The organism is Acinetobacter sp. AND/436, from assembly GCF_049546925.1.
GTDB classification, from domain to species: domain Bacteria; phylum Pseudomonadota; class Gammaproteobacteria; order Pseudomonadales; family Moraxellaceae; genus Acinetobacter; species Acinetobacter indicus.
In genome coordinates this window covers 217611-236600 of the sequence record NZ_JBMXBO010000001.1, presented here as the reverse complement: position 1 = coordinate 236600, position 18990 = coordinate 217611, and the positions used below count along the sequence as shown (strand labels likewise).

General features: G+C 48.9%; 18 protein-coding genes. 11 read left to right on the top strand and 7 right to left on the bottom strand.

Going from position 1 to position 18990, the window contains the following annotated elements:
* Positions 1–64: 64 nt before the first annotated feature.
* The 3 genes from aroE to hemF all read right to left on the bottom strand — a co-directional run bounded on the left by aroE (position 65) and on the right by hemF (position 2425).
* On the bottom strand, positions 65–853 hold the full coding sequence (gene aroE / locus ACPEPR_RS01150) for a shikimate dehydrogenase (protein WP_104513552.1): 789 nt from the start codon (positions 851–853) through the stop codon (positions 65–67).
* 216 nt (positions 854–1069) lie between these two features.
* Positions 1070–1279 (bottom strand): hypothetical protein, encoded by a 210-nt coding sequence (locus ACPEPR_RS01145; RefSeq protein WP_104473167.1) that lies wholly within the window; start codon positions 1277–1279, stop codon positions 1070–1072.
* A 204-nt stretch (positions 1280–1483) separates the two neighbouring features.
* Complete coding sequence (gene hemF / locus ACPEPR_RS01140) at positions 1484–2425, bottom strand: oxygen-dependent coproporphyrinogen oxidase (protein WP_180182055.1); 942 nt, start codon at positions 2423–2425, stop codon at positions 1484–1486.
* A gap of 235 nt (positions 2426–2660) precedes the next feature.
* On the opposite strand from hemF, the gene hemN reads away from it, so the two are divergent.
* Complete coding sequence (gene hemN / locus ACPEPR_RS01135; RefSeq protein WP_168382145.1) at positions 2661–4034, top strand: oxygen-independent coproporphyrinogen III oxidase; 1374 nt, start codon at positions 2661–2663, stop codon at positions 4032–4034.
* 320 nt (positions 4035–4354) lie between these two features.
* Here the strand turns inward: hemN and ribA are convergent, their stop codons facing one another.
* Entirely contained in the window at positions 4355–4957 is a 603-nt protein-coding gene (ribA, locus tag ACPEPR_RS01130; protein ID WP_034598236.1) for a GTP cyclohydrolase II, read from the bottom strand.
* A gap of 310 nt (positions 4958–5267) precedes the next feature.
* Here ribA and dxs point away from each other — a divergent pair, with 310 nt between their 5' ends.
* The 8 genes from dxs to ACPEPR_RS01090 all read left to right on the top strand — a co-directional run bounded on the left by dxs (position 5268) and on the right by ACPEPR_RS01090 (position 13967).
* Positions 5268–7178 carry a 1-deoxy-D-xylulose-5-phosphate synthase gene (dxs, locus tag ACPEPR_RS01125; protein ID WP_005180334.1) on the top strand — a complete coding sequence of 637 codons (1911 nt, stop codon included), beginning with the start codon at positions 5268–5270 and terminating at the stop codon, positions 7176–7178.
* A 112-nt stretch (positions 7179–7290) separates the two neighbouring features.
* Entirely contained in the window at positions 7291–8121 is an 831-nt protein-coding gene (locus tag ACPEPR_RS01120) for an inositol monophosphatase family protein (RefSeq protein WP_034597976.1), read from the top strand.
* Between the two features lie 456 nt (positions 8122–8577).
* On the top strand, positions 8578–10359 hold the full coding sequence (locus tag ACPEPR_RS01115; RefSeq protein WP_168397464.1) for a DEAD/DEAH box helicase: 1782 nt from the start codon (positions 8578–8580) through the stop codon (positions 10357–10359).
* Positions 10360–10748: 389 nt separating this feature from the next.
* Entirely contained in the window at positions 10749–11570 is an 822-nt protein-coding gene (locus ACPEPR_RS01110; protein WP_005180329.1) for an ABC transporter ATP-binding protein, read from the top strand.
* Complete coding sequence (gene mlaE / locus ACPEPR_RS01105; RefSeq protein ID WP_005180328.1) at positions 11567–12346, top strand: lipid asymmetry maintenance ABC transporter permease subunit MlaE; 780 nt, start codon at positions 11567–11569, stop codon at positions 12344–12346. Before ACPEPR_RS01110 ends, mlaE begins: the two co-directional genes overlap by 4 nt.
* Positions 12346–13017: an outer membrane lipid asymmetry maintenance protein MlaD gene (locus ACPEPR_RS01100; RefSeq protein ID WP_075168244.1), complete on the top strand. Its 672-nt coding sequence runs from the start codon at positions 12346–12348 to the stop codon at positions 13015–13017. Before mlaE ends, ACPEPR_RS01100 begins: the two co-directional genes overlap by 1 nt.
* Positions 13018–13035: 18 nt before the next feature.
* Positions 13036–13668, top strand: coding sequence for an MlaC/ttg2D family ABC transporter substrate-binding protein (locus ACPEPR_RS01095; RefSeq protein WP_005180322.1), 633 nt, complete (start codon positions 13036–13038; stop codon positions 13666–13668).
* Positions 13669–13679: 11 nt separating this feature from the next.
* Entirely contained in the window at positions 13680–13967 is a 288-nt protein-coding gene (locus ACPEPR_RS01090; protein WP_423561814.1) for an STAS domain-containing protein, read from the top strand.
* A gap of 140 nt (positions 13968–14107) precedes the next feature.
* On the opposite strand, the gene ACPEPR_RS01085 is transcribed toward ACPEPR_RS01090, so the two are convergent.
* Positions 14108–15121, bottom strand: coding sequence for a CorA family divalent cation transporter (locus ACPEPR_RS01085; RefSeq protein WP_005180320.1), 1014 nt, complete (start codon positions 15119–15121; stop codon positions 14108–14110).
* A 152-nt stretch (positions 15122–15273) separates the two neighbouring features.
* On the opposite strand from ACPEPR_RS01085, the gene ACPEPR_RS01080 reads away from it, so the two are divergent.
* Complete coding sequence (locus ACPEPR_RS01080; protein WP_005180318.1) at positions 15274–15867, top strand: TIGR00730 family Rossman fold protein; 594 nt, start codon at positions 15274–15276, stop codon at positions 15865–15867.
* Between the two features lie 2 nt (positions 15868–15869).
* Entirely contained in the window at positions 15870–16271 is a 402-nt protein-coding gene (locus ACPEPR_RS01075) for an NUDIX hydrolase (protein ID WP_104489521.1), read from the top strand.
* Positions 16272–16295: 24 nt separating this feature from the next.
* On the opposite strand, the gene ACPEPR_RS01070 is transcribed toward ACPEPR_RS01075, so the two are convergent.
* On the bottom strand, positions 16296–16931 hold the full coding sequence (locus ACPEPR_RS01070) for a ComF family protein (RefSeq protein WP_104499964.1): 636 nt from the start codon (positions 16929–16931) through the stop codon (positions 16296–16298).
* Positions 16918–18963, bottom strand: a complete 2046-nt coding sequence (gene recG / locus ACPEPR_RS01065) for an ATP-dependent DNA helicase RecG (protein WP_016658521.1) — start codon at positions 18961–18963, stop codon at positions 16918–16920. The genes ACPEPR_RS01070 and recG overlap by 14 nt, the downstream gene beginning before the upstream one ends.
* Positions 18964–18990: the final 27 nt, after the last annotated feature.

Genomic DNA, 18990 nt, shown 5'->3' with positions numbered 1-18990 from the left:
TAAATCTCAGCCATAAAAAAGAACCGTGCAAGATCGGTTCTTTTTCCGGGAAAAATCGCAGATTTTAAAGAAAATCTTTTAAATCGGGTTTGACCCCATTCCAGATTGAAAACGATTCAATTGCCTGTCCGACCAGCATGCCAAAGCCTTCCGAGGTTGGAATCTGACGGGCCTTGGCCTGTTCCAGAAAACTGGAGGGCTTGCCATAAGCCATTTCATAGGCATGTTGAAATTGCAGCGCGTCCGGCAGGATTAAGGCATCACCACTCAAGCTGGCCGATGTCGCGTTAATGACAATGTCAAACTCGCCAGCCAGGGCATCCAGACCAATGGCAGACAGTTCGGCCTGTGGTATGGCTTGCTGCAAATCAGCCACCAGCTGTTCGGCGCGCGCCAGAGTACGGTTGGCAATCACCACTTTTTTGACGCCGGCCTGAACCAGCGGATAAATCACGCCACGGGTGGCGCCGCCGGCACCAATAATCAGAATTTCGGTATTGTCCAAATTCCAGTTCAGCGCACGAATGGCATCGACCAGCCCTTGACCATCGGTATTGTCCCCATGCAGCTGGCCATCTTGCATCCACAAGGTATTTACAGCTTTGGCGGTTTTGGCCCGTTCGCTGAGTACATCACACAAGGCAAAGGCCTGTTCTTTAAACGGCACGGTGACATTCATGCCCACCCCACCTTCGGCAAAGAATTCACGAATATTGGCTTCAAAACCATCCAGCGGTGCCAGGCGTTTGCGATAGACCAGATCAACCCCGGTTTTTTCGGCAAAGGCATGATGCAGTTCTGGAGAGCGGGACTGTTCAATCGGGTTGCCCACAACGGCAAATTGTTTGCGCATTTTCACATGATCCATGTGCTGAAATGCCCATCAATATACGCCAAATCGGGCAGGGGCTAAAGTCTACAAATGATGAACAATTGGAATAAATCCAATAAGCAAAACGACACAATCGGGTGTCGGGCAGGGAAGAGAGGGATAAGGTAAAAGGAGAGAAAATCGAATAGAGAAAAATAAAAAGATGAAAAACAGTCTGATCTGTAAACCTGTGACGGCTTAAGGATTACAGATATCCAAGATGGTATCTAAAACCAGCAAGACCGAAGTAAAAACCAGAGCAATCAGGGCAAAAACACTGGCCACAATCGACAGACTGTCACTTAAAGGATGTTCGAAAATAAAGGTAATGCTGAGAGAGCAGACTAGAATACTGAGAATCAGCCAGAACAGCAGGCCTTTGTGTTGAGCAATGAAATTTTGCAGCATGGGAGCGTTCCTTAAATCGATACTGGCTTAATTCCATCTTTCGCCAGACGCATTAAACCAAGACTATAGAGTCTACTCGCTTTAAATGAAAGTCTTATGAAGAGTTGGCGAAAAAGTGTATGCAAATATATTTAAATGTATGCACCTTGCAAGCGTGTGTTGCAAGAAAAAAGCTACCACTATTTGCGGTAGCTTTTTAGACATTTATTGTAGTTCGCGTAGCCAGTCATGCGGCTTTAAATAATAGTCGGTGAGTTTTTTCTCTGCGGAATCGGCATCCCATTCCGGGCGATAACTCCAGCCGGCCAGATTGGGCAAGCTGACCAAAATGGATTCAATCCGGCCGCCAGTTTGCAGGCCGAACAGCGTACCACGGTCATAGACCAGGTTATATTCCACATAGCGACCACGACGATAGAGCTGGAATTCACGCTGCGCTTCGGTATAAGGTTTATCCTGATTGCGTTTAAAAATCGGCAAAATCGCTTCCAGATAGCCATTGCCCACCGCCTGAATATATTCAAAACAGGTGTCAAAATCCCACTGGTTTAAATCATCAAAAAACAGGCCGCCCACTCCACGCTGTTCATCGCGATGTTTCAGATAGAAATAGTCATCACACCACTGTTTGTGTTCGGCATAGACCTGCTCGCCAAAGGGCGCACATAAGTCATGTGCAATCTGGTGCCAGGACAGGACATCTTCATCATTCGGATAAAACGGGGTCAGGTCAAAACCGCCGCCAAACCACCAGATCGGGTCCTGACCTTCCGGTTCGGCCACAAATAAACGCACATTGGCATGTGAGGTTGGAACATTTGGATTTTTCGGGTGAATCACCAGAGATACGCCCATCGCCTGCGCTTTGGCACCGGCAATGCCAGGATGGCGTTCGGTTGCTGAGGCAGGTAGTTTGGAAATATTGATATGCGAGAACATCACCCCGCCTTTTTCAATCACGCTGCCATTTTGTAAGACCCGGGAACGGCCACCGCCCCCTTCAGGGCGCTGCCAGTCATCAATCACAAATTCAGCCGTACCGCCGCCGGCCTGTTCCTGTTGTTCTAACGCGGCACAGATGCGCGCCTGTAAATCGAGAAGAAATTCACGTACGCGTTGAATATCAGCGGAGGTAGGATGCTGCATGATGACACTCATGAATAAAAAACAATAAGCACATCAAAGCACAGATTGGTAAAAAAATTAAGAGGGGAAGGGCTGCTGTGCGCTGCGCATGGCTGATCTAAGTGAAGAGGCAACAGCATGAGCTTCCCGATTCCCGACCAAAAGGCTAGGTTGAATTCCTGTTTTAAGCTCCGCACAATAGTGAATACGGGCCTTGTGCCCACCTCATAGGGTCAATTGCAGTGGAGCAATGTAGATGTTGAAACCGGCCAGTTCTCTCGTACAAAAATACAATGTTCCAGGACCCCGCTATACCAGTTATCCGACCGTACCGTATTGGGAAGAGGCCAGTTTTTCTCGCGAGGCCTGGCAGCAAAGTCTGCAACGCGCGTTTGCTGAATCCAATGCCAGCGAAGGCATCAGCCTGTATATCCATCTGCCCTTCTGCGAAAGTTTATGTACCTTTTGCGGTTGCCATAAGCGCGTGACCAAACGCCATGAAGTGGAGCAACCGTATATTCAGGCGGTGCTGAAAGAGTGGGATTTATATTGCCAGTTGCTGCCAGACCGGCCGATGATTAAAGAAATCCATTTGGGTGGCGGCACGCCGACTTTCTTTTCTGTAGCCCATTTACAGCAGCTGATTCAGGGCATTCTGGGCAAAGCCACAGTGGCGCCCGAGCATGAATTCAGTTTTGAAGGCCATCCGAACAATACCACTCGTGAACATTTGCAAGCGCTGTATGATCTGGGCTTTCGCCGGGTCAGCTATGGCGTGCAGGACTATAATGAAAAGGTCCAGAAAGCCATCCACCGGATTCAGCCTTATGAACATGTGCAGCGTGTGACCGAATGGGCGCGTGACATTGGCTATACGTCAATTTCGCATGATCTGGTTTTTGGTCTGCCTTTTCAGAATCTGGACGATGTTCTAAATACCATTCAGCAGACCACCCAGTTAAATCCGGACCGTCTGGCCTTTTATAGTTATGCGCATGTGCCGTGGATTAAAGGCAATGGCCAGCGCGGTTTTAAAGATGATGATGTGCCAAAAGATGAACTGAAACGTACCCTGTATGAAGAGGGCAAGAAAAAACTGCTGGCGCATGGTTATCATGAAATTGGCATGGATCATTTTGCCCTGAAAAGCGATGCCATGTATCAGGCTTTTCAGCAGGGCAGTCTGCACCGTAACTTTATGGGCTATACCGCTTCCAAAACCCAGCTGATGATTGGGCTTGGGTTATCTTCCATCAGTGATAGCTGGTACAGCTTTGCGCAAAATGAAAAGACCCTGGAAGATTATTATGCGCGACTGGAACAGAATGAAATTCCGGTATTTCGCGGGCATGTATTGACCGCTGAGGACCTGATGATTCGCCGGCATATCCTGAATTTGATGTGCAGTTTCCAGACCTCTTGGGCCGAACCAGAGATGCAGTTCCCGGAATTGCCTGAGGTGCTCAAGCAGCTGGAAGAAATGCAGGAAGATGGCTTGTTAACGCTGTTTGAGGATCATTTACAGGTTACGGAGCAGGGCAAACCGTTTGTACGTAATATCTGTATGGCGTTTGATTTGCGTTTAAAACGTAAAGTACCGAGTACCCGTATTTTCTCAATGACGATTTAATTTTTATCTTATCCAATTCAGCATTCAATCACATGACCCGGCGACAGGGAGGTCGCCATTTCACTGTATGGCAGGGATGCCATATCAGTGAAGTAAAGGGGTTTGGTTACTTTGCCCCGTCAAAGTAACAAAGAAAAAGCCTTCATGCAGAATGAAATGTTATTGATACAGGTAGTCTGCCAATTTGAAATAGTTTAAAAAGAAGCCATTTAATCGAGATAAGCGGAAAGGCGACCTCCCTGTCGCCGGTCATCTAAATCAATATCGGGTATGGGATTCCTTAGATCTGAGAAGAATTGTTTTAAAACTAAAAAGATGACTTAGAAGTCATCTTTTTGGTACATATGTGCCATACGCTCATGTTTGGTCTTTAAATACTGCTCATTAAACGGGTTTAAACCCACCGTTAACGGCACGCGATCCACCACATTAATCCCTTGCTCACGGAGCGCTTCAATCTTTAGCGGGTTATTGGTAATTAACCGCACCGCTTTGACTTGCAGATGATCCAGCATAATGCTGCACATATCATATTGACGGGCATCGGCTGGCAGATTCAGCATTAAATTGGCATCTACCGTGTCATGTCCCTGATCTTGCAGGGCATAGGCGCGAATCTTGTTGGTCAGGCCAATGCCGCGTCCTTCCTGACGCAAATATAAAATCACCCCTTGTCCGGCTTCATTAATCAGACGCTGGGTGGCCTGTAATTGCGGGCCGCAATCACATTTTAATGAAGCAAAGGCATCCCCGGTTAAGCACTCGGAATGGACACGAACCAGTACCGGTTCGGTCGGGGCCTGTTCCAGACCTTTAGACAGTGCAACATGCTCTTCGCCAGTTTTCGGATCTTGAAATACAGTAATTTTAAATTCACCAAAAGCGGTTGGTAGTCTTGACGTTGCGACAAATTCTATAGGCACAGTTTTACCCGTTAAATTGTTCATGAATGCGTTAAAGTATAGCCTAATGCTCAGACATTAGTAGAATAGGATTGCTGAATTTCTGCAGAAGATTTTCTTTTTTGTAGAAAGCGAACGATAATAGTTGATAAATAGCAAGGTTATTCAGGATAATCTACGCCACCTAAACACTGCCCGACTGAAATCATTGCTCAAAACTACATCGCTAGAAATGTGGCTGATTGAAGATGGTACAATTCGACTATATGATCGAGTAACTCCCCCTTGACCTAGCTTAGGTTTTGCCAGGCTTTAGAAGGCTTTGCCACATATGTTGTATACAGAAATACCGACTCAACGCCCTGTAACACCGTTGCTGGATAGCATAGATCATCCACAACAATTACGTTTACTCGCGCAAAGCCAGTTAGCACAAGTGGCAGATGAGTTACGTCAATTCATTTTGTATGCAGCAGGGCAAAGTGGCGGGCATTTCGGTGCCAATTTAGGGGTCATCGAACTGACTGTGGCCTTGCATTATGCGTTTAATACGCCACATGACCGTCTGATCTGGGATGTCGGTCATCAGGCTTATCCGCATAAAGCCTTAACTGGACGCCGTGAACAGCTGACCACCATTCGAGCCAAAGATGGTCTGGCCGCGTTTCCGGCCCGTGAAGAATCTGAATTTGATACCTTTGGCGTCGGACATTCCTCCACCGCGATTTCTGCCGGTTTGGGCATGGCGCTGGCTAGCCGTTATCAGCAGCAGCAGCGTGAAGTGGTGGCAATTATTGGTGACGGCGCCATGACCGCCGGCATGGCCTTTGAAGCCATGAATGATGCGGTGGCGCATCAGGCCGATTTAATGGTCATTTTAAACGACAATGATATGTCAATTTCCTGCAGCACCGGTGGTTTTGCCAAACATCTGGCGGCGCTGTGGCAGCGCGGCGAAAGCGTGCATATTGATGCTGCTGGCGAGGCCTATATCCAGCCACATCCCGAGTGGAACTACACCTCACGTTTGCATTGTGCTGCAACCGATGCGGCTGATAATTTATTTAAAGCGATTGGTTTTGATTATTTTGGTCCTTTTGATGGCCATGATGTTGATCAGCTGGTCAATGTATTCCAGGCACTGAAAAAGCGTAAAGGCCCGCGTTTAATCCACGTTTATACCAAAAAGGGCAAAGGCTTTGCCCCGGCAGAAGCGGACCAGATTAAATATCACGCAATTAGTAAAATCAACAGCAGCGCGTCTGCAGCAGCGGCACCTAAATATTCCGATGTTTTTGGCCAATGGCTATCTGATGAAGCTGCACAAGATTCACGTCTGCTGGCGATTACCCCGGCCATGTGCGAAGGTTCGGGCATGGTGCAGTTTGCCAAGCAATATCCGGAGCGTTTCTTTGATGTAGCCATTGCTGAGCAGCATGCCGTGACCTTGGCGGCCGGAATGGCTTGTGAAGGTTTAAAACCTGTGGTCGCAATTTATTCGACTTTCCTGCAACGTGGTTATGATCAGCTGATTCATGATGTGGCGCTGCAAAATCTGGATGTCACCTTCGGTATCGACCGGGCCGGTCTGGTCGGTGAAGATGGTCCAACCCATGCCGGAGCCTATGACTATGCCTACATGCGCACCGTACCGAATATGGTGATCATGGCGCCGAAAGATGAAAATGAATGCCGCCAGATGCTACACACGGCTTATCATTATCCGGGGCCGGCAGCGGTGCGTTATCCACGTGGTAATGGCGTTGGAGTCGAAATTCAGCAGCAATTGAACCTGATGGAGATCGGTCAGGCAGAAATTGTGGCGCGTTTTAATGAACAGTCGGATGAGCAGATTGCCATTTTGGCCTTTGGTAGCCGGGTCTATCCGGCCATTGAAGCAGCACAGGCATTTGCAGCCCGGCATGACATTGCCGTGCAAGTGGTGAACATGCGTTTTGTGAAACCGCTGGATGAAGCCATGATTGAACGCCTGGCTGAAAACACCCAGCTGTTTGTAACCGTAGAAGAACATGCAGTGATGGGCGGCGCGGGCAGTGCCGTCAGTGAATATCTGGCCAAGGCTCAGCTGGTCAAGCCTATTATTCACTTAGGCCTGGATGACAGCTTTATGCAACAGGCCACACATAGCCAGATGTTGCAGCAGGCCGGTCTTGATGCCGCCGGTATCGAGCAGGCCATGACCCAGGCCTGGAACAAGCTGACCGAGAGCGTTTCATCCTGAAGCAATAAATTTTAGAAACATTTATTCCCCAAAAGCCCCAATATTTGCTAAAATGTTGGGGCTTTTATGCATTATTCTTTATCAGTATCTTCAAATTTGTAGTGGGTGTTCAATGGAACCTATGGTGGTGATGGCTGCGCGTGCGGCTCAAACAGTTGGTCAAGAGCTTTTAAAAGCGCATCAGAATCGTCATAAACTCGATCTACAAGTCGAAGAAAAAGGAATTGATGGTCCAGTAACGCGTGTTGACCGTTACCTGGAACAGTTGACCATCGATACCCTACGTAAAAGCTATAAAAATCACAGTTTCTTGGGTGAAGAGTTCGGTCTGCAAGAAGGTAAAGGTCATGACGCCGATTGGTGCTGGGTGATCGATCCTTTAGACGGTACGCTTAACTTCATCAACGGTTTTCCGCATTTCTGTATCTCTATTGCTGTTCAGCACAAAGGCGTGACTCAGCACGGCGTGATCTATGATCCAGTCAAAGACGAATTGTTCTCTGCCAGCCGTGGTCGTGGTGCCATGCTTAATCAGCGCCGTATCCGCGTGAATGTTAAAGACAGCCTGGAGAATACGTTCCTGGCTGTGGGTCATGCTTACCGCGCCAAACGTAATGGTGAAGTGGTGTCGTATGCCAAAAACCATTTCGAATCATTATTGAACGTGACTGAAGCCGGTGCGCAATATCGCCGTGCAGGTTCTGCTGCGCTGGATCTGGCTTATGTGGCAGCTGGTCGTTTAGATGGCTATTTCGAGCTGGGCCTAAAACCGTGGGATATCGCAGCGGGTGAGTTAATCGTCAAAGAAGCTGGTGGTACTGTAGTGGATGCACGTGGTGGCAGCGATTCTATGGACAATGGTCAGGTACTTGCGTGTTCTATGAAAATGCTGAAGCCTTTAATGAAGGCAGTAGTACCTGCCTGGGGCGACGCGGCAAAATAATAGACGCATTGAGTGAAATGACAAGGCTTGCTCCCAAGCCCTAAAAAACAGCCCGCCCAGTCGGGCTGTTTTTTTGCCTGTTATTTGTGCTTGATTTAATTCAAGTTTAACGACTGGTACAGAAATTAACGCAAAAGTTGATTAAATTAGATGACTTTTAAAATAATCCTGCTATAATCCGCCCACGCACTTAATTTCCGTTCATTACCTGAACATTTCTCTTCTAATCATTGTGTATGCGCGTGCGGTCCAAAGAGAGGACGATATCTCGCGCCCCAATCGCTAAAGCGATTCCTTCAGGTTAAGCCGTAATCATGCGTGCGTTATATCAACATCGTCGTTACTCGGATCGCCGCTGAATTCTTAAATTTTCAGCGTTCAATGCTGTGCCGCTTTTTGCCGATGTCCATTTGACTTTATTATTATGGAGCACCCAATTCTCGGGTGAAATACTCTATGAGCAAAACTTTTGCTGATTTTCCTCTACACGAAACTTTACAACAAGCGTTAGACGCTCTTGGCTTTACTGCGCCTACGCCTGTACAGGAACAGTCAATTCCTGCGGCATTAGAAGGTAAAGATCTTCTTGTATCAAGCCAAACCGGTTCGGGTAAAACTGCAGCGTTCCTTCTCCCAACGCTGAACGCACTTGCAAACCAGGACACATTCGTTCCGTTTAAAGAACGTATGAAAGCCATTACTCAGCCATCTATTCTAGTACTTTGCCCAACACGTGAACTTGCTCAACAGGTGAGCCAGGACGCGATTGCATTTGTACGTCACATGAAAGGTGTTCGTATTGCTGCGATCATGGGTGGTATGCCTTTTGGTAAACAAATTCAACAGTTAAAAGGTGCACAAGTGGTTGTAGCGACGCCAGGTCGTCTACTTGACCTTGTGAACCGTCGTCAAATCAAACTCGACAAAGTTAATGCGTTAATCGTTGACGAAGCTGACCGTATGCTGGACCTGGGTTTCTCTGAAGATCTGGAAGCAATCAGTGATTTGGCTGCAAACCGCGAACAGACTTTAATGTTCTCTGCGACATTTGCACCACGTATCATCACGCTTGCTGAACGTATGATGAATGAGCCAGAACGTATTGCGATCGAAACCGGTCACTCTACCAATACGGACATTACTCAGACTTTACACTGGACTGATGGCTTCGAGCACAAGAAAAAACTGTTGACGCACTGGTTGAGCGAACAGGATCTTGATCAGGCCGTTGTATTCGCTTCTACCCAAGAAGATACCGATATGCTGGCTGAAGAACTGGCTGAAGCAGGTCACTCAGTTGTTGCGCTGCATGGTGCAATGCCACAAACCGTTCGTAACCGCCGTTTACGCAGCATTCGTGAAGGTCGTGCCAAGATTTTAGTTGCAACTGACGTTGCAGCGCGTGGTCTGGACGTACCGACTATTTCTCACGTGATTAACTTCGGTCTGCCAATGAAGAACGAAGACTATGTACACCGTATTGGCCGTACTGGTCGTGCCGGTCGTACTGGTAAAGCGATTACTTTGGCGACTTACCGTGAACGCGGTAAAATTCGTGCGCTTGAAGATTACTTAGATGCACGTTTAGAAGTATCTGAAATTGAAGGTTTAGAGCCATCTCCACCTCCAGCACGTCCACGTCGTGACGGCGGTCGTGGTGGTAAACGTGACGGTGGTCGCGGTGGCCGTGGTGGTTTCGGCGGTGGCCGTCGTTTTGAAGGCGAAAGCAACTTCAAACGTCGTGAAGGCGGTGATGACCGTCCACGTCGCAGCTTCGATGACAAACCACGTGGCGAGCGTCCATTTGGCGAAGATCGTCCACGTCGTGAATTCAACAGCGATCGTCCGCGTCGTGAAGGTGGCTTTGGCGACCGTCCACAGCGTTCTTTCGATGACCGTCCACGTCGCGAATTCAACAGCGATCGTCCACGTCGTGAAGGTGGCTTTGGCGACCGTCCACAACGTTCTTTCGATGACCGTCCACGCCGTGAATTCAACAGTGACCGTCCGCGTCGCGAAGGTGGTTTCAACGAGCGTCCACGTTTTGACAGCAATGATGACAACCGCGGCAACCGCGTAGACTACAAACCACGTCGTGAAGGTGCTTTCGGTGACCGTCCTAAGCGTGATTTTGGCGACCGTCCAGCGCGTTCTTTCGATGACCGTCCACGTCGCGAGTTCAACAGCGACCGTCCACGCCGTGAAGGTGGTGACCGTCGTCGTAAATTCAACGACTAAATTGAACTGAGCGAATTCAGAAAACCGGTGCTTGCACCGGTTTTTTATGCGAGAAAATTTGAATTTTGATGAGGAAAATGTATACTGGTTCAAGTTTATTTAAGAATATATTAAGCGATGTCTCATTATCATTCGCACAAACTGCCCGGTGTGTCATCTATGAAAGAGGTGCTTATGCCATATATTTTTTGGGTTTTGCTGCTCTGTAACCTCATCTTTTTTATTTACAGAACTTTTGCCTAAGCTGCATCTCTTTGTTTCTACACTCAAATTAGACCATAATAAAATTGTACAACTTGTACACAGTTTAAAAGAATTTCATAGATAACAATTTGTTCTCCAATCCTTTATAGTATGCATGCTGAAAAAATGCAGGAAAATCCTCAGCTATGAATAATCAGACACCTCTACAGGCGCCAGCACTGATTGAAGTCAATCACCTGAGCTTTAAACGAGGGGAGCGGGTCATTTACGACAATGTCAGCTTAAAAATTCGACGTGGGCAGATTACTGCAATTATGGGACCGTCAGGCACGGGTAAAACCACCTTGCTGCGTTTAATTGGCGGGCAGCTCACTCCGGATCAGGGTGAAGTGCTGCTCGATGGTAAGAATATTGGGAAAATGTCACGTCAGGAGCTGTTTGCAGCACGGGCGCGAATGGGCATGCTGTTTCAAAGCGGTGCCTTGTTTACCGATATGACGGTTTATGAAAACGTGGCCTTCCCGATTCGTGCACATACCCGTTTACCCGAACATCTTATTGCCGAACTGGTGGCTTTAAAGCTGGAATCGGTGGGTTTGCGTGGTGCCGAGCAGCTCATGCCGTCTGAACTGTCTGGCGGGATGAACCGTCGTGTGGCTTTGGCGCGTGCCATTGCGCTGGACCCGGAACTGATTATGTACGATGAACCTTTTGCCGGTCAGGACCCGATTGTGATGGGCGTATTGACCCGTTTAATCCGTTCATTGCGTGAAGCACTGGATTTAACCACCATTATTGTGTCGCATGATGTGGCCGAAACCCTATCCATTGCCGATTATATTTATGTGGTGGCGGAAGGGAAAGTGCAGGGTGAAGGCACCCCAGAACAATTAAAACAGCATGCCTCGCCTTTTGTACGTCAGTTCTTAACCGGTTCAGTTGAAGGCCCGGTCGACTATCAGTTTAGCCATCAACCCTATTTAAGTCATGAGGTGCATTCAGCATGAATGCGATTGCTGCATTAGGACGCCGTGTGATTGAGCGGGTACGTGGTATAGGCGTTGCCACATTAATGCTGCTCCAGATTTTATTTTCTATGCCAACCTGGATTGGCGTGAAACTGTTTATTTACCAGATGTACCGCGTCGGGGTGATGTCACTGCTGATTATTGTGGTCTCGGGCTTATTTATTGGTGCGGTGCTGGGCCTGCAAATGTACAGCATTCTGGTGACCTTTGGCAGTGAAGCCATGCTGGGCACCGCGGTTGCCTTAACCTTGCTGCGTGAACTGGCACCAGTGGTTGCGGCCCTGTTATTTGCTGGCCGTGCCGGTTCTGCCTTAACTGCTGAAATTGGCCTGATGAAAGCCACCGAACAATTGTCCAGTATGGAAATGATCGGGGTCGATCCTTTAAAACGGGTCATCTCGCCGCGTTTATGGGCCGGTATTTTCAGCTTGCCAATGCTATCCGTGATTTTTGCGGCAGTCGGCATTATGGGTGGTAAATTCGTTGGGGTAGATTTTTTAGGCGCCGATGAAGGCTCTTACTGGAGCGGTATGGAAAGCACCGTACAGTTCTATAAAGATATCTTTAACGGCACCATTATTAAAAGTTTTGTTTTTGCATTAATTTGTACCTGGATTGCGGTCTACCAAGGCTATGCCTGCGAGCCTACGTCTGAAGGTATCGCGACATCTACCACGCGTACCGTGGTGTATTCATCGCTTTGTGTTTTAGGTTTTGATTTCGTATTGACTGCGGTCATGTTCGGAGGTGTTTAATGAAATCACGTACTAGTGAGCTGGCCGTCGGTGTTTTTGTCATTCTGTTTGGTATTGCTTTATTCTTCCTGGCGATGCGGGTCAGTGGTCTGGTGGGCACCACCATTCAGGACAGTTATTCCATGACCGCAACGTTTGACAATATTAACGGGATCAAGCCGCGTGCCAAAGTGGCCTTAAGCGGGGTTAAAGTCGGGCAGGTCGAATCCATTACTTTAGACCCGGTGACGCGTCTGGCCACTGTGACCATGATTCTGGATGGTGAGCTGACCACCTTTAATCAGGAACAGTTACAACAGGTGCAACAATATGCCCTGGAAGAGTTGCGTTACAGCAGCGAATACAGCGAAGCCGATCCTGCGCAACAAAAAGCAATGGAAAAGCAACTGTTGGATAACATGACCTCCATCACCAATATCGATGAAGATGCTTACATAATGGTAGCAACCAATGGTCTTTTGGGTGAGAAGTACCTGAAGATTGTACCGGGTGGTGGTCTGAATTATTTAAAACGTGGTGATCAAATCAGTAATACCCAAAGCACCATGGAAATTGAAGACCTTGTGACCAAGTTTGTGACCGGTGGCGCAGGCAACAAGTCATCATCCGATAACCCGGCAGATGAGACATCCGCTGAAACAACAGATGCAGAAGTGTCATTTGTTGAGTAATTGAGAGGAGAAATTTTAGTGAAGACATTGTTCAAACAAACCTTGACCGCAAGTGTTTTGGCCACGCTGGTGGCAGGTAGTGCATTTGCTGCACCAACCGAAACTCCTCCCGCATTTATCAAGAAAGTGGCGGATGGCCTGATTTCGCGTTTAAAAGCCGATCATGCCAAACTGCAAAATAATCCGGCCTTGGTGAAAACCATTGTGCGCCAGAACCTTGATCCGTATATCGATTCGCAAGCCTTTACCCGTATTGTGATGGGAACCTATGCGACCAATCAGTACAGTTCGGCTGCCCAGCGTGCCCAGTTTGAAAAGAATTTCCGTGAAACCCTGATTGAAAACTACGGTTCAGCCTTTGCGAAATTCAGCAACCAGACTTATACCTTACGTCCGTATAAAGCCAGCAACAGCAAGAACCCGGTAGTGACCATCGACTTTAACAACAAAGGCGAGAAAATTCCGGTATCGTTCCAGCTGGTCGATAAAGGCAATCAGTGGAAAATCCGTAACATCAACGTATCCGGGATTGATTTAGGTCTGCAGTTCCGTAACCAGTTTGCAGCCAACGTCAAACGTAATGGCGGCAATATTGATAAAGCGATTGCGACCTTTAAACCAGATGCAGAAGCTGCGGTTGATAAAAAATAATAGGACGTGCTGTGATTGAATATGTAAATCAGGAACTGCGAGTTTCCGGGAAAATTGACTTTAACAATGCCGAGCAGTATTACCAGCAGGGCTTGCAGCTGATTCAACAGCAGCCCACCCCGGTGGTGGTGAATCTGGCCGAACTTGAGCAGGGTAGTACCCTGGCACTGGCCGTGCTGGTACGCTGGTTAAGACAGAGCCCGGATGCGCAAGGGCTGGTCTTTAAAGCCGTCCCGGAAAAAATGATGAAGATTATTCAATCCTGTCATTTGCAGGATGATTTACAGCTCAGCGCTTAAACAAAAAGCACCTCAACCGAGGTGCTTTTTTTATGGCATTAAGTTTCTCGCTTGACTCAAGGGAGGTGAGGAGGGATGGAAGATTAGCGAAACCAGCCCTCTCTCTAACTCTCTCCCTCAGGGAGAGAGGACGTGTCGCATTAAATCCATTTCTTCCATCTGAAGTAAATCAGCGGCCCGATAAAGAAGCCAATCAGGATAATACTGACAATAATAAAACTGGTGGTGCCTTTGGCAAAAGGCAGTACGTCGGTGTTCATGCCATAAACACTGGCCACCAGCATTGGCGGTGCCAGCATACTTGGTAAAATCGAGAAGCGACGGATGGTGTCATTCTGTTCGGTGTTAATGAAACCCGAAGTAGTATCGAGCAGGAAGCGTACTTTCTGGAACAGGAAGGCGTCGTGTTCGACCAGCGAGCGTACATCTTCACTCAGTTCACGGATATCGGCATCATAAATATGACTGCCCAAGGCACGTGGACGCGCTAAAAAGGTCAGCACACGGCGTAAATCAATCAGACAGAGCTGGGCTTTTCCAAGCATATCTTCCAGTTGAGCCAGCCGGGTAATCATGTCATCAAGGTCTAAAATCATTTCCCGGTGGCGGTTATTCAGCACTTCGGTGGAGTATTTTTCCAGGTCCTTGTGGATATCTTCCAAGATATCCGCAAGCTCATCCAGCTTGGCTTCTAACAGACCGAGCAGCACCCAGGTCGGGTCTTTATAATCAATTTCATAATCATTGCGCCGTGCACGGGCACGAAAGGCACGAAAGGCCACCAGTTTTTCACCGCGCAGGGTTAGCAGGCGGTCCCGGTTTAAAATAAAGGCAACGGTTTGTACCGTGGCGAGAATACTGGAATTTTCTTCCGATTCATCATCGACCTGATAGTTTTTATTTTTCGTTAAAAAATAGGTGCTGATGTGTAAAACCCCATCATCATCACGGTAAAATCGGGCAGATGAGGAAATGTCTTCCAGGGACTTTAAGGTGGGTAAATCCTGCCGGTAGGCGTCCATGACCCACTGTTGTTCTTCTTGTGAAGGGGCGATCAGGTCAATCCAGACCAGTTCTGGATGCAGGTCGAAGCCGCCGTTGATGGTGGCATCTTCCAGACTACCGCGCTCTGTGGCGTAAAAGGCTTCAAGCATTAGTCTTTTCTCCCTTGCGCAGTATGGGTTTTATTGATGGGTGTATTTTAGACAAGGATTTGATTAAAAACACTGTTTGAAGTGCTAATTTATTTAAAAAACCAGCTCAAGGGTATATTTGCGGCATCATAGCCGCTGAACATGGTGAAAAAATGACAAATTCAATTGCAGTCTTCTGTGGCTCGGCTTTAGGTTCCGATGCGGTTTTTGTGGACACGGCGCAGCTGGTCGGGCAAACGATTGCAAAACAGGGCAAAACCCTGGTCTATGGTGGTGGTCGCTCCGGGTTAATGGGCGTGGTCGCAGACAGTGCCTTGCAGGCCGGTGGTGCCGTAATTGGCGTGATTCCGGAGCCGCTGGTTGATCGCGAGCTGGCCCATCCCGGTTTAACCGAGCTGCATGTGGTAAAAAATATGCATGAGCGTAAAACCAAAATGTCAGAACTGTCCGATGCCTTTATTGCCATGCCGGGCGGTGCCGGTACGCTGGAAGAAATTTTTGAGCAGTGGACCTGGGCCCAGCTGGGAATTCATTTAAAACCGAATGCCTTTTTAAATGTTGAAGGTTTTTATGATGATCTGCTGCGCTTTATTCGCATGACCACTGACAAGGGCTTTACCCATGCACGTTTTACCGAGGCATTAATTGTGTCCGATTCTATGGATGAGATTTTAAGCCAGTTTGAACGTTTTCAGGCGCCTGAACCGAAATGGGGCATGGCTGACCGTCAAGCCTTGGTGAAATAAATATGAACACCATTACCGTAGCTGCGGCCATTATTCTGAATGAGCAGCAGCAATTGCTGCTGGTACGCAAACAGCACACCGAATGCTTTATGCAGGTCGGTGGCAAGCTGGAAAGCAATGAGCCACCGGAGCAGACCATCTGCCGGGAAATTGCGGAGGAAATTGGCTGTCAGGCCCAGATTAAACAGTTTGTTGGCCGTTTTGAAACCGCTACGGCCAATGAGCCGGATCATCGTCTGGTCAGTTATGTTTATTATGTGCAGCTCGATCAGGACCCGCAGGTTCAGGCGGAAATTGCGGAAATGAAATGGATTGAACTGGAGGATAAGACGACACGTCTGGCACCGTTAACCACAGAAGTGGTGATTCCCTGGGTGAAACAGCAGCTGTTACAGTCGGCTTAAGGCTGGCTGTCTTTTTGAAATGATTTATCCGTCGGCACTGGCAATACACACCGCATAGACCTTGTGACAGCCAAGTTGCTCCAGCTGCTGTTTCAGTGCACGAATTGAGCTGCCGGTGGTGACCACATCATCAACAATTAATACCCGGCGATAGGGCCGGCCGGCATCGGGTCGCAGCTGGAATTGCTGGTCCAGATTTTCCAGTCGTTCCAAGCGGCTTAAGCCTTTTTGACTGTGTTGATGGCGCCGTACAACCGGTTGCCAGATTGGTAGCTGTAAATGGCGTGCCAGCACCTGAGCCAGCAGCAGGGTATGATGATAGCCACGCTCTGCCAGTCGCTCGGTTGCCACCGGCATCGGGACAATGGCCTGTACCCGTGGATAGGCCAATTCACACAGGCTGCCCGCCAGTAAAGGCTGATAATGCAATTGCTGCTCATATTTGAATTGCTGAATCATCCGGTCGACTGGATAACGATAATGACAGGCCACCTGAATCTCGGTTTCCTGCCGGTAGACGTTTGCTTTTAACCATGGCAGTTGCTGCAAGCAATCTGCACAGACCCGGTACTGCTGCTGGGCCGCACTGCCACAGAGCTGGCAGGGCAGTAATTTTTGTAATAGCGTACGGCTATGCGCCAGCAGCTTAAACATAGGCATAACGTGGTGCTTCCGGCAGCCAGCGTTTGAGCAGGGCCTCGGCCTGCTCGGGATAATCTTTCAGCATCTGCTGGGCCACATAATGTGCCTGATTCAGTAGATGATCATCGCGTTCCAGCTTGGCCACCCGAAAGCCCATATCGCCGGTTTGTTTGGTGCCCAGCAACTCCCCGGGGCCGCGCAGTTCCAGATCTTTTTCGGCAATCACAAAGCCATCATTGCTTTCTCTTAAAATCCGCAGCCGTTCCTGGCCGTTTTGCGACAGCGGATGCTTATACAGCAGGGCACAGAAACTGGCTTTGGCGCCCCGACCGACCCGGCCACGCAGCTGATGCAATTGCGACAGCCCTAAACGCTCGGCATTTTCAATCACCATAATTGAAGCATTCGGGACATCGACGCCGACTTCAATCACGGTGGTGGCAATCAGCAATTGTAGCTGGTTGTCTTTAAACTGCTGCATCACCGCCTGTTTGTCATCAGCCTTCATTTTGCCATGCACCAGACCAATATTCAGTTCCGGAAAGCGTTCCTTGATTTCAGCAAAAGTCGCTTCGGCAGCTTGCGCATCCAACGTTTCTGACTGTTCGACCAGGGTGCAGACCCAATAGGCCTGTTTGCCTTCGGCACAGTTGCTGGCAATACGCTGTAGTACCTGTTCGCGCCGGTCCAGTGGAATGGTCACGGTCTGAATCGGGGTACGGCCCGGCGGCAGCTCATCAATAATGGAAGTGTCCAGATCGCCATAGGCGGACATCGCCAGCGTACGTGGAATTGGGGTGGCGGTCATCACCAGCTGATGCGGAGTCATGTGATTCAGGCCCTTGTTTCTTAAGGCCAGCCGCTGATCGACCCCAAAGCGGTGCTGCTCATCAATAATCACCAGTCCCAGCTTGGCAAATTCGACATTGTCCTGAAACAGCGCATGGGTGCCGACCACCAGCTGGGCGCTGCCATCCTGAATAATCTGTTCGGCGCTGGCGCGGGCCTTGCCTTTCTGTTTGCCAGAGAGCCAGGATACGGTCAGTCCCAAAGGTTCAAACCAGCGTTTAAAGTTTAAATAATGTTGTTCAGCCAGAATCTCAGTCGGTGCCATCAGCGCCACCTGCCAGCCTTCTTCCAGTGCATGACAGGCCGCCACCGCCGCCACCAGCGTTTTGCCGGCGCCGACATCGCCTTGTACCAGTCGCAGCATCGGCTTGTTTTGTTTCAGGTCCTGGATAATTTCCTTGGACACCCGTTTTTGTGCGCCGGTCATGCTAAACGGTAAACCGGCCAGTAACTGCTTGGCCAGACGTTGGCTGGGCGCAAAAGCTGGCGCTTCAATCTGCTGGATATAAGCGCGGCGGGTCAATAAACTGACCTGATGTGCCACCAGTTCCTCAAAAATCAGCCGCTGCTGGGCCGGATGCGAACCCTGACCAAGCTGCAGCATATTGGCACTGGTTGGCGGCTCATGGATATATTCTAGCGCCTGTTTCAGTGCATAGCCGTTGGTAAATTTTTCCGGCAACAGTTCCGGCAGATCATCACTGTGCTGTTTCAGCGCCTGTTTGACATAGTCGCGCAGTTTGGGCTGGGTCAGCCCTTCGGTGCTTGGGTAAATCGCCGTGAGCTGGGTTTTCGGTAGCGGAGTATGCTCGCTGATCAGCTGGATTTCCGGATGATACATTTCCAGACCACGTGCGCCGACCCGGACTTCACCAAACACGCGCAGGCGGTTGCCGACTTTGGCACGGTCGGTTAGGCCTTTATAAATATGATAAAAACGTAAGGTGACTTTGGCGCTGTCATCATCCAGCAGAATTGCCATCGACTTGCGTTTGCCGGGTGGGAAATCGACCCCTTTGACAATGCCTTCCAGTAAATAGCTGCGGCCGACGTTCAATTGGTTCATCGGAATGATCGTGCTACGATCTTCATAATCACGCGGCAGATGAAACAGTAGGTCATCTGTGGTGAAAATATTCAGTTTTTCCAGTAACGCGGCAGCAGCAGCGCCAACGCCTTGTAATTGATGGACTGCGGCCATGTCCCCTCAACAATGGTAATGAGCAAG

What these genes read in the sequence shown, in the direction of transcription:
- aroE (WP_104513552.1), bottom strand. Translation starts at nt 853, where the DNA reads ATGCGCAAACAATTTGCCGTTGTGGGCAACCCGATTGAACAGTCCCGC.
- ACPEPR_RS01145 (WP_104473167.1), bottom strand. Translation starts at nt 1,279, where the DNA reads ATGCTGCAAAATTTCATTGCTCAACACAAAGGCCTGCTGTTCTGGCTG.
- hemF (WP_180182055.1), bottom strand. Translation starts at nt 2,425, where the DNA reads ATGCAGCATCCTACCTCCGCTGATATTCAACGCGTACGTGAATTTCTT.
- hemN (WP_168382145.1), top strand. Translation starts at nt 2,661, where the DNA reads ATGTTGAAACCGGCCAGTTCTCTCGTACAAAAATACAATGTTCCAGGA.
- dxs (WP_005180334.1), top strand. Translation starts at nt 5,268, where the DNA reads ATGTTGTATACAGAAATACCGACTCAACGCCCTGTAACACCGTTGCTG.
- ACPEPR_RS01120 (WP_034597976.1), top strand. Translation starts at nt 7,291, where the DNA reads ATGGAACCTATGGTGGTGATGGCTGCGCGTGCGGCTCAAACAGTTGGT.
- ACPEPR_RS01115 (WP_168397464.1), top strand. Translation starts at nt 8,578, where the DNA reads ATGAGCAAAACTTTTGCTGATTTTCCTCTACACGAAACTTTACAACAA.
- ACPEPR_RS01110 (WP_005180329.1), top strand. Translation starts at nt 10,749, where the DNA reads ATGAATAATCAGACACCTCTACAGGCGCCAGCACTGATTGAAGTCAAT.
- mlaE (WP_005180328.1), top strand. Translation starts at nt 11,567, where the DNA reads ATGAATGCGATTGCTGCATTAGGACGCCGTGTGATTGAGCGGGTACGT.
- ACPEPR_RS01100 (WP_075168244.1), top strand. Translation starts at nt 12,346, where the DNA reads ATGAAATCACGTACTAGTGAGCTGGCCGTCGGTGTTTTTGTCATTCTG.
- ACPEPR_RS01085 (WP_005180320.1), bottom strand. Translation starts at nt 15,121, where the DNA reads ATGCTTGAAGCCTTTTACGCCACAGAGCGCGGTAGTCTGGAAGATGCC.
- ACPEPR_RS01080 (WP_005180318.1), top strand. Translation starts at nt 15,274, where the DNA reads ATGACAAATTCAATTGCAGTCTTCTGTGGCTCGGCTTTAGGTTCCGAT.
- ACPEPR_RS01075 (WP_104489521.1), top strand. Translation starts at nt 15,870, where the DNA reads ATGAACACCATTACCGTAGCTGCGGCCATTATTCTGAATGAGCAGCAG.
- ACPEPR_RS01070 (WP_104499964.1), bottom strand. Translation starts at nt 16,931, where the DNA reads ATGCCTATGTTTAAGCTGCTGGCGCATAGCCGTACGCTATTACAAAAA.
- recG (WP_016658521.1), bottom strand. Translation starts at nt 18,963, where the DNA reads ATGGCCGCAGTCCATCAATTACAAGGCGTTGGCGCTGCTGCTGCCGCG.